The sequence below is a fragment of the Streptomyces sp. NPDC047981 genome (genome assembly GCF_040653315.1).
Classification (GTDB): domain Bacteria; phylum Actinomycetota; class Actinomycetes; order Streptomycetales; family Streptomycetaceae; genus Streptomyces.
In genome coordinates this window covers 23005-35736 of the sequence record NZ_JBEZNQ010000075.1, presented here as the reverse complement: position 1 = coordinate 35736, position 12732 = coordinate 23005, and the positions used below count along the sequence as shown (strand labels likewise).

Sequence of the window (12732 nt, the reverse complement as noted above, 5' to 3'; positions counted from 1 at the left end):
GGTGGGACGGGCGGGGCGGGTAGTCCGGCGGGGCAGGCGGGCCAGTGGGGCGGGCAGTCCGGCGGGGCAGGCGGGCAGGCGGGCCGGCGGGCCTGTGGGGCGGCCGGGCCGCAGGCCCGCGGCCCGGTGGGGGCGGGTGGTGATCAGGCCGGTGCGTGGGTGAAGGCCGGTGCCTGCTCCGTGGCCCAGGTGCGGAAGGGCCGGGGCGCGTGGCCCGTCGCGTCCAGCACCCCGGAGGCCACGGCGGCCTTGGCGCCGCGGTGCTGTCGCTCGGCGCTGAGGGTGAGCGCCTCCACCAGGACCTCGGGCAGGCGGCGGCGCCATTCCTCGCGGGCGCGGTCGAGCGAGATCTCCTCGAAGACCAGCGGCCTGCCCAGGACCTCGGACAGGATGGCCGTCTTCTCCCGGGCGGAGATCGCGCGCGGCCCGGTGAGCGCGTACGTACGCCCGAGGTGGCCGCTGCCCGTCAGCGCGTGGACGGCGGCGTCGGCGATGTCGGCCGGGTCGACGGCGGCGTTGAGGGAGTCTCCGTGGACCGCGCGGACGACGCCGTGCCGTGCGATGTCGTCGCGCCAGGCAAGGGCGTGCGTCATGAAGGAGCGGGGGCGCAGCAGGGTCCACGGCAGACCGCTCGCCCGCAGCCGCTCCTCGCTCGCGCGCTGCCAGCGGGTGATGACGTCGTCGGCGTCCGGATCGGTCACGGCCTGGGCGGAGAGCTTGACGACGTGCGGGGTGCCGGCCGCCGCGGCCGCGTCGAGCAGGTTCGCGTCGTGCTCGGGGCGCAGCGGGTCGTTGGTGATGAGCAGCAGGGCGTCCGCCCCGCGCAGGGCGGTCCTGAGCGTGGCGGGGGAGGCGAACTCCGCGCGGACGAGCCGGCCGGGCAGGCCGAGGGCGGCGGCCTTCCCCGGGTCCCTGGTCAACAGGGCCACGTCGTACGTGCCGGTGGCGGCCAGCCGTGCCGCGGTGAGCCGGCCGACCGTGCCGGTGGCGCCGGCGAGGACGATACGGCGGAGCGGTCCCTGGACGGCGCGGGAGCCTGCGGCGTTCATGAGGCCCTTCCGAAGTGGGGGTCGACGACGACGGTGGCGGCGTCGGGCGCCGCGATGCCCGGCAGCAGCAGACGCCACATGGCGCAGGTGCGCTCGGTCAGGTCCGCCCGGCCGGTGACGAGCTGGGAGTAGAGCTGGACGCCCGTACAGGCGCCGACGACGAACTGGGCGACCTCCTCGGGCGAGACACCCGCACGGAGGCTCCCCTCCGCGCGGGCCACTTCGAGGTGGCCGACCATGATGTCCTTCCAGCCCTCGAACGAATCGATGTCGCGCATGCCGAAGCGGCTCTGCTCGACGGCGAGCCGGACCCCGGCGCGCAGCATCGGGTCGGTCTGCAGCCGATGGGCCCAGACCAGGGTGATGTCGACCAGGCGCTGCAGTCCGCTGGAGCCGAGGAGCGGCTCGATCACGTACGGCTGGGCGTTCATCACCTCGCGGGCCAGGTCCTGCTTCGAGGGGAAGTGGAAGTACAGCGCGCCCAGCGTGACGCCGGCGCGCTGGACGATGCGCGTCACGCTCGCGCCCTCGTAGCCCTCCTCGTCGAAGAGCTCCGCCGCCGCCGTCAAGATCAGGTTGCGCGTGCGGACGGCACGCTCCTGCTTGAGATCAGTCACCCGTGCGTCCGATCACCCTCGAAAAAAAGCGAACGTCTTTTATGTTAGCGCGGGTGACGGACCCTCAGGGGCTGAAGACGGAGATCCGGTCGGTCACGTCCGCGGGCACCCGGCGCTGCGCGCACCTGCTGCGCGGCGGGGTGCCGACGCACAACCAGCCGAGCAGGCGCTCCTCCCCGCTCAGGCCGAGGACCCGGCGGATCCGGCCGGACCCCGTGAAGGCGCCGGTGCGCCAGACGCTGCCGAAGCCGCGGGCGTGCAGCAGCAGGGTCAGGGAGTCGGTCATGGCGCCGGCGGCGGCGAGCTGCTCCCACTCGGGGACCGGGAGGCCGCCCTGGCCGGTCCTCCCGTGGGTCACGGGGGAGAAGACCACCGCGGCCAGCAGCGGGGCGCCCTGGATCTCCTCCCGCCATTCCCGCCCCGGCCCGGCCTGTGCGCTCGCGTCGGCGAGGCAGCGCTCCAGGGCGGCGCGGCCCTCGTCGCGGATCAGGATCAACCGCCAGGGGCGCAGGCCTCCGTGGTCGGGCGCCGTGGCGGCGGCGCGCAGGAGATACGCGAACTCCTGGTCGCCCGGCGCGGGTTCGACGAGAGGGTGCTCGCTGCGGCGGGACAGCACGGCCGTCATGACATCCACGGGTGTTCCTCCTCTGCGTTCTCGGGCGCCCTGACGGCCGTCGCGGTCCTCACGCCAACGACCGGACGACCTTCAGCGCCCTGTCCACGTCCTTCGGGAAGTTGACGATCCCGGCCGACAGGCGCACGTGCGGGACCGCGTACGGCGTGCCGCTGGCGATGACCCGGTGGTCGCGGAAGATCTGCACGACCTCCGGCGGCTTGTAGCCCCGTACGTCGAAGCAGACGAAGCCCGCGGACCGCTCGGCGTCGACCGGGGTGTGCAGCGTGACGTGCCTCATCCGGGCCAGACCCTCCTTGATCTGCCCGTTCAGCTCGGCGATCCGGTCGTGGACCCGCCCGCGGCCGATCTGCCGGTGGAAGCGGAACGCCTCGATGACGGCCCACTGGTGCTCGTACGCGAAGAAGCCGCCCGGGCTGACCCACGCGGCCCGCGTCGGTCCGGCCGGCGGGCGCTCCTGCCGCCAGGCGTCGGTCGTCTCCTTCGCCATCAGGCTGGGGATCGTCGGCCGCAGCAGCGCCCAGCTCTCCGGCTTCCCCCAGATGATCCCGGTCCCGTGCGGGCCGAGGATCCACTTGTGCGTGCCGGCGGCGAAGAAGTCGCAGCCCATCGCCGCGACGTCCTCGTCCACCACGCCGAAACCGTGCACCCCGTCCACCACCAGGAGGATGCGGTCCGCCTCGTCGCGATGGCGGTTCAGCTCCTCGATCGCGGCGGCGATCGGGGCGATCGGCAGCCGCACACCCGTGCCGGAGTGCACCCAGGTGACACCGACGACCCGGGTGTGCGGGCGGATCGCCGCGCGGATCCGGGCCACGGCCTCGGCGGCCGAGAACTTCTGCGCCGATTCGTAGAGCGGGATTTTCCGCATGCTGCCGCCCCACTTCTCGACGGCCAGCCGAATCGACTCGTGGTGCGGATAGAACTCGTGCGTGGTGGTCAGCACCTCTTGGCCCGGCTTCAGCCGCAGGCCGTTGTAGACGAGCGCAAGGCCCATGGTGGTGCTGCTGGTGAGGGCGATCTCCTCCGGCTTCCCGCCGACGTATTCGGCGGCTGCGGCGCACACGTCACGCCACAGCATGTCCTCGTCGCGGCGGAACATGTTGTCGTCGAGGAAACTGTACGGATTCTCGTCGAACGCCCTGCGGTATTGGGTGATCGCCTCGCGGACCGGGGTCGGATTCGAGGCGAAGAAGAAGTTCGACAGATGCGCGTACTCGGGCGCGAGCAGGAACTGCGCGCGGACGGACTTCCAGTCGTGCGGCCGGAACGGCTGCGGCGCCGCCTCCTGTGCCGCGCCGGCCTGTCCCAGTGGGCCCAACGTCAGTGCGGAAGCCGCGATACCGGAACCGGCCAGAATCCTGCGGCGCGAAAGAGACACGATCGCTCCTCCATCGGATGGGGTGGATTGTGCATTGCCGGACAGGAAAGAGTGAAGGAGCGCCGTCCGGTTCCGTCAAGTCACGGCCTGTTCCGGGCCGGAAGGTCGCCCGCCGCGGCTTCGACTGAGGAAGTTCCACACTCGGAACTCCGGTCGGAACTCCGGTCGGAGCGGCGGTCGGAACTCGGGTCGGAACTCCGGTCGGAACGCGGTGGGAGCGCGGAGTTCCGACCATTCGTTGACGGCTCCATCGGCCCGTTGAATGATGAATTCGCAGTCGACGGAATCATTTCCGTCCGGCCGTCGAATAAGCCGAACGATGTGAATGGCAGAGCTGTTTCCACCGGACGTTGGAAGGGCCTGGGGTTCAGAATGTATCGAGCGAGCGCGGACGTGGCCGTCGTAGGAGCGGGTCCGGCCGGCCTGTACGCCGCCTACTGCGCGGGATTCCGCGGGCTCTCCAGCGTGATCGTCGACGCGCTGCCCGAGCCGGGTGGCCAGATCGCGGCCCTGTACCCGGAGAAGAAGATCCACGACGTCGCCGGCCACGTCGCCGTACGAGGACGCGAGCTGGTCGAGCAACTGGTCGCCCAGGCAGCGCAGTTCGGCCCACGCTATGTGCTCGGCCGGACCGCGGCCACCCTCACCCGGGACCCGGCGGGCACCGGCTGGGAGCTCGGCCTTGAGGACGGCGGGCAGGTGCGGGCCGGCGCCGTCGTGATCGCCGCCGGACTCGGCCGCTCCGTCCCGCGCACCCTGCCCTGTCTTCGGCCCTACGAGGGGCGGGGCGTGGCCCACCACGTGCCGCGCCTCGACGCCCACCGGGACCGTGACGTGGTGATCGTCGGCGGCGGCGACAGCGCGGTCGACTGGGCCCTCGCCCTCGCCCCGATCGCCCGGTCCGTCACCGTCGTCCACCGGCGCGCGGCCTTCCGCGCCCACGAGCACGGCGTCCGGCAGATGTACGCGGCCGGAGTGCAGGTGCTGACCGACGCCCAGGTGACGGCCTGCCACGGCGTGCGCCGGCTGGAGGAGGTCCGCGTCACGACCGGCGAACAGGAGCTGCGGCTGCCCGCCCAGGCCCTCGTCGGCGCCCTCGGCTTCCTCACCAGCCTCGGCCCGGTCGCCGACTGGGGCCTGCGGGTGGAGAACCGCCTCCTCGCGGTCGACCGGACGATGCGCACCAACCTGGAGCGGGTGTACGCGGTCGGCGACATCTGCACCTACGAGGGCCGCGTCCCGCTCATCTCGGTCGGCCTCGGCGAGGCCGCGACCGCTGCCAACCACGCGGCGGTCGAGCTGCGCCCGGGCTCCCGGCTCGCGCCCGAGCACTCCACCGACCTCGACGCCGTACCGGTGTCATGACCCTCCGGAAACTGACGATCCTCCCGACCGGAACCGAGATCCTGCTGCCCGCGGGATCCCCCCTCACCGAAGTCGAGTACGAGACCCCGCAGCGGCTCATCCCCTTCGGATGCCGCTCCGGCGCGTGCGGCGCGTGCGTCGTCCAGGTCCTGGCGGGCTTCGACGCCCTCGGCGCCCCCGACGACGACGAACTCGACTTCCTCGAAGACCTCGGCCGGACCGGCGGAGACCACCGCCTGGCCTGCCAGTGCCGGCTGCGGGGCGACGCGACCATCCGCGTCGTCGACGACATCTGAACCGCTCGCACCCGAGCGTCCGTACCCACGAGAAAAGGTGACACCATGCCGAACCGCGTGACCAACGTCGGCTACGGGAACAAGTCCACGTTCCTCAACGCCGCCGCCTCGGCGGAGCTGCGCGCCCAGATCGACGAGCAGATCGACCAGCAGGTCCTTGAGTGGTACGCCAACGTTCCCGAGGCCGCGCACCTCGAAGGCAAGAACGTCGACTCCGCGTACTACAAGCGCCACCTGATCGAGACCGCCTGGCGCATCCGGCTGCTGCGCGTCTCCGAGGCCAAGGCGCTCGTGGAGATAGCCAAGCGCAGCCCGGAGGCGGCCCAGGTGTGGGCCAACTACGAGCAGGAGGAGATGCTCCACGACGAGCTGTTCATCACCGACCTGGCCAAGGTGGGCGTCTCGCGCGAGCAGTTCCTCGCCACCGAGCCGTACCTCTCGACCAAGCTCCTGACCGGCTACTTCTCCTACCTCCTGGACCACGAGGGTCCGCTCGGCGTCGTCGCGTACTCCTACCTCGTCGAGTACGTGAACGTGAAGCTGGAGCCCCGCAAGCTGGAGGCGCTGAAGGGCTCGGTCGGCGAGGCCAGGATCGGCGGCCAGATCAGCCACTCGCACACCGACATCAACGACGACCACCCCGGTGAGGTCTGGGCGGCCGTCCGGCACCTGCTCCACGACGAGGACGACGTCGCCGCGTTCCGGCGGTACCTGAAGGAGCACCAGTCGCTCCTGGCGCAGTACTTCGAGGAGCTCTACCTGGACACCCTCGCCAACGCAGAGAAGCAGCCTGCCTGAGCCCTGTCCTCCGTGGGGCGCGGCGCGACCGCGCCGCGCCCCACCCGCCGGTGAGGAGGCCGGAATTGAGCATGGAAAACGCCAGGGGAGTGCTGCTGCTCAGCCATGTCGGGTTCTCGTTCCTGGAGGACCTCGCCCGCACGGTCACGGCGCGGGGGCTGAAGGTCCACGTGCTCAGCTCACTGCCGGAGCCGCAGCACCAGGGGTCGAGGCCCGGGGCGCTCGCGGACCTCGCCGACGACGTCCGGATCACCGGCGAGCACGTGCTGACCCCGCACGACGTCGAGGAGCACCTCGACCGGCTCAGGGCCGCCGGCGTGTCGGTGGCCTGCTGCCTCACCGTCTGGGAGGGCTACCGGCACCTGATGGCGCTGGCCAACGCCCGGCTCGGGGTGCCGGACCTGGACGAGAAGCAGATCCCCGAACTGCGCGACAAGCTGACCCTGCGCAACCGCCTCGCCGACGCGGGGCTCAGCCGGGGCCGCGCGTCCGCGCTCACCCCCGAGACGCTGGCCGCGCGGCAACGCGACGGCGGCCGGCACTTCGTGAAGCCCGTCAGCGGCCTCGCCTCGTTCGGCACGTTCCCGCTCACCCCCGACACCACCTGGGCCGACCTGGAGCGCATCGCCGCCGAGGCCCGTGCCGACACGGTGTACGCGAGCGCCTTCGGCGCGGACCCGGGCGGGCGGGGGATGGAGTTCCTCGTCGAGGACTACGTGCCGGGGCGGGAGTTCAGCTTCGAGGTGATCGTCGTCGACGGCGCACCGCACGTGGTCGCCGTGCACGAGAAGTGCGAGGTGACGGAGGGCCCCGGCACCGTCCTGGAGAACGCCTGCGTCTCCCCGCCGACGAGCCTGTCGGAGGAGGAGACCGCCGCCGGGCTCCGCTGGGTGGCGCGCGTGCTCGACACCCTCGGGCTCGACCAGGGCTGCTTCCACGTCGAGGCGCGGTACGACGCCCCGGCCGGCTGGGACCTGATCGAGGTCAACCCGCGCGTCGGCGGCAGCCTGATCTCGCCCAGCGTCGCGGCGCTCACCGGCGGCCCTGGCCTGCTCGACCTCTGGCTGGACGCCCTGCTCGCCGGCGACAGGACCGACGCGTACGTGAAGACCCTGAAGGGCCTGTCGTACGGCACCGACGGCACGACGCCGAGCCCGTACGCGACGTTCTTCCGCGTCTTCTTCGCCGAACCCGGCACCCTCCGCGCGGTCGGGCCCGGTGACGGACTCCCGCTGCGGCCGGTTCTGTCGCAGATCCTCCTCGAGGCCGGCGACGTCGTGGAGTCGTCCTCGCGCGAGGTGTTCCTCGGACAGGTGCTCTGGAGCATGGACCGGGCCGACCGGGACGCGATCCTCCCCGGCCTGCTGCCCGCCTCCGAGCGCGCGATCGAGATCGTGTACGAGACGGAGCACGCATGACCCGGCCGATCCTCCTCATCGTCGACTACAACCTGAGCCGCATCGACGAGGTGCGCCACCTGCGCGACCACGCCCGTGAACGCCACGGCGCGACCGTCGTCCTGATCCGCGCCGAGCCCACCGAGGCCGACCACGCCATCGCCGACGAGGTCATCGACCTCGACCCGCTCGGCGACCGCTTCCCCGAGCTCGCCGAGAAGCTGCTCGGCGACCGGCGCGAGCGGATCAGGGCGGGCATCGTCTTCTCGGACAACGCCGTCCACAGCGGCGCCGAACTGCTGCACCGGCTCGGCGTCCCGGTCGACTCGCCGCGGCAGGCCGCCGGTGCCTTCTCCAAGTACCGCTACCGGCTCGACGAGGCACGTGTGGCCGACCTGCTCACCGCGCAGCGGATCATGGTGCCCGCCTTCGCGGAGATCGCCTCGCTCGACCAGCTGCGGGAGTTCGGGATCGCCCACCCCGAGGGCTTCGTCGTCAAGCCGGCCGCCGAGGGCAACAACCGGGGCGTCGTCGTGGTCCGCCCCGGGGACGACCTGACGGCGGCGTTCGCCGAGGTCCTGCCGTACCTGGAGGGCGGGGTCATCTGCGAGGAACTCATCCCGTACGCGCGGGAGTTCTCCTACGACGGGCTCGGCCCGCTGTCGTTCCTGACCGAGAAGGTCAGCGCGCGCGGCCGGTACCCCGTCGAGATCGCCCAGGTCCTTCCCGCCCGCCTTGACGAGCACGAGCGCGCGACCCTGGAGCGGGCCGGGCGCCAGGCGAACTGGCTGGTGGGCCAGTGCGACGGGCCGTTCCACAACGAGATCAAGCTGAGCGACGACGGGCTGCGCGCCGCGATCGTGGAGCCCAACCGGCGACCGGCCGGGATGAAGATCTGGGCCCTGGCCCGCTGGGTGTACGGGATCGACCTGCACCACCGCTGGGTCGACACCGCCTTCGGCACGGCCGCCGACGCCGGGCGGCTCGTGCCCGGCTGCGCGGCGGCGACGGTGATGCTCGGCGTCGGCAGCGACCGCTCCTTCTCCCCGCACGACGTCCCGGCCGGCGCGGACCCCTTCGCGGACGCCGTCCGGGCGACCGCCGAACAGTTCGGCCTGGCCGACGGGGAGCTGACCGTCACGGAGTTCGCCTGGATGTCGGCCGACCGGCGCGACCTGCACGCCGTCGCCCGCGACAACGCCGACTTCGCCGCACAGGGCTGTGTCGTCCTGCGCGGTGACCGCGCCGACATCAGGACCGTCGTCCACGCCCTGCGCGAGGCCTGGTCACAGGCCCTGGACCAGGCCGTCGCCGTACCCACACCCGCGAGGAAGGCCCGATGAAGATCCTCATCCTGCACCGCGTGCCCTACTTCAAGATCGAGTACCACCGGGGGATCTCCCACGACCGGCACGACGTCACCTACTTCGGCACCGAAGCGGCCCTGGCCACGCTGCCGCCCGAGCTGCGCTGCGAGCGGGTGGGCCGCCCGGGCGCCCGCCCGGCCTTCGAGGAGGCCCGCGACTGGCTGGCGCGCGCGCCGCGCACCTTCGACCGGGTCATCTCGATGTCGGAGTACGAACTCCTCGACGCCGCACGGCTGCGCGAGCACCTGGGCGTGCCGGGCGCGCCCGTCGAGCAGGTCGCGCTGGCCCGCGACAAGGTCCTGATGAAGCGGGCGGTCGAGGAGGCGGGCCTGCGCGTGCCGCGCTTCCTGCCCCTGCCGCGCCTGCTCCAGCTCGACGGCCGGGCACCCTGGGACGGCCGTACGGTCCTCAAGCCGCACCGCGGCGCGTCCAGCGAGGACGTCCTCGTCTTCGACAGCCCGCGCGAGGCGGTCGTCGCCGTCACCGCGGGCCGCACCGGCGTCGCCCGGCTCGACGCGGGGCGCGAACTCGCGGACTTCCAGGTCGAGGAGTTCGTCACCGGGCCCATCCGCCACTTCGACGGCCTCGTGCAGGACGGCGAGGTCCTGGCCCTCACCGCGAGCGAGTACCTGGGCACCTGCCTGGAGTACGCGCAGGGCCGGCCGATGGGCTCCTTCCAGATCGGCTGCTCCGAGGAGACCCGCGCATGGGTCGCCCGGGCCCTGGCCGCCGTACGGATCGAGGACGGCACCTTCCATCTGGAGGCGATCGTCCACGGCGGCGAGCCGGTCTTCCTGGAGGTCGGCAACCGCGTCGGGGGAGCCGACGTGGTGGCCACCTTCGAACTGGCCACCGGCGTCCACCTGCCCTCGTACGAACTGCGCGTCCTGCTCGGCGAGCCGGTCAGGGGCACGCTCCCCGCGCCGGACCCCGACGGGCTCCGCTACGCCTGGTTCGTCCACCCCGGGCACCACCTGGCCGGGCGGGAGTACTGGGGCCTCGCGGGCGCCGGGGCGTTCCGCTCCGGACCGCGCGTGATCGCCTGGCACGAACTGCCGCCCGGCGCGCCGCTGCCCGACCACATCACCTACCAGGCCGGGGAGACCGTCCTCGCCGGGATCGTCGCGGGCGACACACCCGAGGAGACCCGCGAGTGGATGGCCGCCCTCTTCGGCTCGCTCTCCGTCGACACCCGCCCGGCCGCCGCACCCCTCACCCCCGGAACTCCCGAACAGGTCCCCGCATGAAGAAACAGCACATCCTGATCGCGGTGGCCGTCACCGCGATCTGGGGTCTCAACTTCTCGATCATCAAGATCGGGCTCAAGAGCGTCGACCCGCTGATCCTCGCCGGGATCAGGTTCGCGCTCTGCGCGCTGCCGGCCGTCTTCTTCCTGAAGCGGCCGCAGGTGCCGTGGCGGCACATCGTCGGCTACGGCCTGGTGTTCGGGGTCGGTCTGTGGGGCGTGGTGAACCTGGGCATCGAGGCCGGGGTCTCGTCCGGGATCGCCTCCCTGGTCCTGCAGTTCAGCGCGTTCCTCACGATCCTGCTCGGGGCCGTGGTGTTCCGCGAGTCGCTGTCGCGGTACCAGTACGCGGGGATGGCGGTCGCGCTGGTGGGACTGTTCTCGATCACCTTCGTCACCGACGGCACGGTGACGCTCGCGGGCGTCGCGCTCGTCCTGGTCGGCGCGGTGTCGTGGAGCGTCGCCAACGTGATCATGAAGAAGGCCGAGCCCAAGGACACGCTGGCGTTCCTGGTGTGGGCGAGCCTGTTCGCACCGGTCCCGCTCTTCCTGCTCGACCTGGTCGTGAACGGCACGGCGGGCTACGCCGCGCTGCCGGAGCAACTCGGCTGGTCGGCGATCCTGTCGATCCTCTTCCAGGCCTACCCGAACACCCTGCTGGGGTACGCGGTGTGGAACTGGCTGCTCCGCGAGTACCCGGTCTCGACCGTCGCCCCGCTCTCCCTGCTCGTGCCGGTCTTCGGCGTCCTCGGCTCGGTCCTGATCTTCGGCGAGACGCTGCCGGCGCTCAAGCTGGTGGCGGGGGCGCTGATCGTGGCGGGCCTGGTGATCGGCCTGTACGGCAAGCGGATCGGCGAGTCCGGGATCGCCCGGCTGCCGTCGTCGGTGAGCCGCTGATGAGCGCGCCGGACGCGGCCGCGGAAGGGCCCGTCGCCGAGCTCACCGACCGGTACGTGGACGAGCTGGCCGTCCTCGATCCGTGCCTGGCCGCCGTCATGGGCATCGCCGGGCAGGAGGAGCGGCTGACCGACTTCGGCCCGGGCGCGGCCTGGGAGCGCGCGGAGCTGGCGCGCCGCACGCTGCGGGCGCTCGACGCCACGCCCACCGCCGGGGACGCGGAGCGGGTCGCCGCGGCGGTGCTGCGCGAGCGGCTCGCCACCGAGGTGGCCCTCGCCGACGCCGACGCGTACGGCACGCTGCTCGACACCCTCGACGGACCGGTCCAGCGGCTGCGGCACGCGGTGGGCCTGCTCGACCAGGGCGCCGACACCGCGTGGGACACGCTGCTCGCCCGGCTGCGGGCCGTCCCCGAGGCCCTCGTGGGGCTGCGGGAGGGCCTGGAGGACGCCCGGCGCCGCGGCAGGGTCGCGCCGTACCGCCAGGTCGTACGGAACGCCCGGGACTGCCGGGACATGCGGCCGTACCTCGCGGGGCTGCCCGCCGGGCACGGCGACGGAGCCCTGCGGGCCGCCCTGGAGGAGGCCGCGGCGGGCGCCGGCGAGGCGCTGACGCGCTGCGCGGCGTACCTGTCGGAGGAGCTCGCGGCGGTCGCGCCGGAGCGGGAGCCGGCCGACGAGGACCGCTACCGGCTGGGCGTACGGGAGTTCCTCGGCACCCGCCTCGACCTGGCGGAGACCTACGCGTGGGGCTGGGACGAACTCGCCCGGGTGCGGCGCGAGACGGCCGCGGCGGCGGCACGGGTCGCGCCCGGCGAGCCGGTGCCCGCGGTGCTCGCGGCGCTCGACACGGACCCGCGCCACCGGGTGGAGGGCGCGGCGGCCTTCCGGGACTGGATCCAGGAACTCGCCGACGGCGCCATCGCCGCGCTCGACGGGACGCACTTCGCGATCCCGGCCCCGCTGCGCCGCATCGACTGCCGCACCACCCGCACCGACGGGCCCGCCTCCTATCTGGCACCCAGCGAGGACCTGTCGCGCCCGGGGACGGTCTGGTGGCCGGTGACCGACCCGGACGCGCCGGTCCCGACGTGGACCGTGCCGAGCACGATGTTCCACGAGGGCGTCCCCGGCCACCACCTCCAGCTGGGCGTGACCACCCTCAACACCGCGACCCTCAACCGCTTCCAGCGGCTCTCCTCCGAGCTGCACGTGGGGCACGTCGAGGGCTGGGGCCTGTACGCCGAGCGGCTGATGGACGAGCTCGGCCACCTCGCCGACCCGGCGCACCGGCTCGGCATGCTCGCGGGCGGGCAGCAGCTGCGCGCCGCGCGGGTCGTCCTGGACATCGGGCTCCACCTGCGGCTCCGCATCCCCGCGGGGGCCGGCTTCCACGAGGGCGAGCGGTGGACGCCGGGCCTGGCGCGGGAGTTCCTCGCCGAGCACTGCGGGGTCGGGCCCGCGGGGTTCGTCGCCTTCGAGGTCGACCGGTATCTGGGGCGTCCCGGGCAGGCCCTCGCCTACAAGCTGGGCGAGAAGGCGTGGCTGGACGCCCGGGAGGCGGCCCGGCTCCGCGAGGGGGCCGCGTTCGACCTCAGGCGCTTCCACCGACGGGCCCTGGACATCGGGCCGATGGGCCTCGACCTGCTGCGCTCCGAGCTGGCTCGCGCGCACTGAGCGACGCGA

The 12732-nt window shown here is 72.9% G+C and carries 12 protein-coding genes; 8 read left to right on the top strand and 4 right to left on the bottom strand.

What is annotated here, in order from left to right:
• Positions 1 to 143 precede the first annotated feature (143 nt).
• The 4 genes from AB0E14_RS31825 to AB0E14_RS31810 all read right to left on the bottom strand — a co-directional run bounded on the left by AB0E14_RS31825 (position 144) and on the right by AB0E14_RS31810 (position 3681).
• The gene (locus AB0E14_RS31825; RefSeq protein WP_362426098.1) at positions 144 to 1049 is read right to left on the bottom strand and encodes an NAD(P)H-binding protein; all 906 of its coding nucleotides are present in this window, start codon (positions 1047 to 1049) and stop codon (positions 144 to 146) included.
• The gene (locus tag AB0E14_RS31820; RefSeq protein ID WP_362426095.1) at positions 1046 to 1666 is read right to left on the bottom strand and encodes a ScbR family autoregulator-binding transcription factor; all 621 of its coding nucleotides are present in this window, start codon (positions 1664 to 1666) and stop codon (positions 1046 to 1048) included. Before AB0E14_RS31820 ends, AB0E14_RS31825 begins: the two co-directional genes overlap by 4 nt.
• 64 nt (positions 1667 to 1730) lie before the next feature.
• A complete protein-coding gene (locus AB0E14_RS31815) occupies positions 1731 to 2291 on the bottom strand; it encodes a nitroreductase (protein ID WP_362426104.1) in 561 nt (186 codons plus the stop codon).
• Positions 2292 to 2349: 58 nt separating this feature from the next.
• Positions 2350 to 3681 (bottom strand): aminotransferase class V-fold PLP-dependent enzyme, encoded by a 1332-nt coding sequence (locus AB0E14_RS31810; protein WP_362426092.1) that lies wholly within the window; start codon positions 3679 to 3681, stop codon positions 2350 to 2352.
• A gap of 393 nt (positions 3682 to 4074) precedes the next feature.
• Here AB0E14_RS31810 and AB0E14_RS31805 point away from each other — a divergent pair, with 393 nt between their 5' ends.
• The 8 genes from AB0E14_RS31805 (at position 4075) to AB0E14_RS31770 (ending at position 12723) form a co-directional block, all read left to right on the top strand.
• The gene (locus AB0E14_RS31805; RefSeq protein ID WP_362426089.1) at positions 4075 to 5046 is read left to right on the top strand and encodes an NAD(P)/FAD-dependent oxidoreductase; all 972 of its coding nucleotides are present in this window, start codon (positions 4075 to 4077) and stop codon (positions 5044 to 5046) included.
• Positions 5043 to 5342, top strand: coding sequence for a 2Fe-2S iron-sulfur cluster-binding protein (locus AB0E14_RS31800; protein WP_362426086.1), 300 nt, complete (start codon positions 5043 to 5045; stop codon positions 5340 to 5342). Before AB0E14_RS31805 ends, AB0E14_RS31800 begins: the two co-directional genes overlap by 4 nt.
• Positions 5343 to 5387: 45 nt before the next feature.
• On the top strand, positions 5388 to 6140 hold the full coding sequence (locus AB0E14_RS31795) for a hypothetical protein (RefSeq protein WP_362426083.1): 753 nt from the start codon (positions 5388 to 5390) through the stop codon (positions 6138 to 6140).
• A 71-nt stretch (positions 6141 to 6211) separates the two neighbouring features.
• A complete protein-coding gene (locus AB0E14_RS31790; protein WP_362426101.1) occupies positions 6212 to 7558 on the top strand; it encodes an ATP-grasp domain-containing protein in 1347 nt (448 codons plus the stop codon).
• Positions 7555 to 8880: a biotin carboxylase gene (locus tag AB0E14_RS31785; protein WP_362426080.1), complete on the top strand. Its 1326-nt coding sequence runs from the start codon at positions 7555 to 7557 to the stop codon at positions 8878 to 8880. The genes AB0E14_RS31790 and AB0E14_RS31785 overlap by 4 nt, the downstream gene beginning before the upstream one ends.
• Positions 8877 to 10151: an ATP-grasp domain-containing protein gene (locus AB0E14_RS31780; protein ID WP_362426077.1), complete on the top strand. Its 1275-nt coding sequence runs from the start codon at positions 8877 to 8879 to the stop codon at positions 10149 to 10151. Before AB0E14_RS31785 ends, AB0E14_RS31780 begins: the two co-directional genes overlap by 4 nt.
• A complete protein-coding gene (locus tag AB0E14_RS31775) occupies positions 10148 to 11047 on the top strand; it encodes an EamA family transporter (RefSeq protein ID WP_362426074.1) in 900 nt (299 codons plus the stop codon). The genes AB0E14_RS31780 and AB0E14_RS31775 overlap by 4 nt, the downstream gene beginning before the upstream one ends.
• Complete coding sequence (locus AB0E14_RS31770; RefSeq protein ID WP_362426071.1) at positions 11047 to 12723, top strand: DUF885 domain-containing protein; 1677 nt, start codon at positions 11047 to 11049, stop codon at positions 12721 to 12723. The genes AB0E14_RS31775 and AB0E14_RS31770 overlap by 1 nt, the downstream gene beginning before the upstream one ends.
• The last annotated feature ends 9 nt before the right edge of the window (positions 12724 to 12732 follow it).

Coding starts and splice junctions, on each gene's coding strand:
- AB0E14_RS31825 (WP_362426098.1), bottom strand. CDS start 1,049: ATGAACGCCGCAGGCTCCCGCGCCGTCCAGGGACCGCTCCGCCGTATC.
- AB0E14_RS31770 (WP_362426071.1), top strand. CDS start 11,047: ATGAGCGCGCCGGACGCGGCCGCGGAAGGGCCCGTCGCCGAGCTCACC.
- AB0E14_RS31790 (WP_362426101.1), top strand. CDS start 6,212: ATGGAAAACGCCAGGGGAGTGCTGCTGCTCAGCCATGTCGGGTTCTCG.
- AB0E14_RS31780 (WP_362426077.1), top strand. CDS start 8,877: ATGAAGATCCTCATCCTGCACCGCGTGCCCTACTTCAAGATCGAGTAC.
- AB0E14_RS31785 (WP_362426080.1), top strand. CDS start 7,555: ATGACCCGGCCGATCCTCCTCATCGTCGACTACAACCTGAGCCGCATC.
- AB0E14_RS31815 (WP_362426104.1), bottom strand. CDS start 2,291: ATGACGGCCGTGCTGTCCCGCCGCAGCGAGCACCCTCTCGTCGAACCC.
- AB0E14_RS31795 (WP_362426083.1), top strand. CDS start 5,388: ATGCCGAACCGCGTGACCAACGTCGGCTACGGGAACAAGTCCACGTTC.
- AB0E14_RS31775 (WP_362426074.1), top strand. CDS start 10,148: ATGAAGAAACAGCACATCCTGATCGCGGTGGCCGTCACCGCGATCTGG.
- AB0E14_RS31800 (WP_362426086.1), top strand. CDS start 5,043: ATGACCCTCCGGAAACTGACGATCCTCCCGACCGGAACCGAGATCCTG.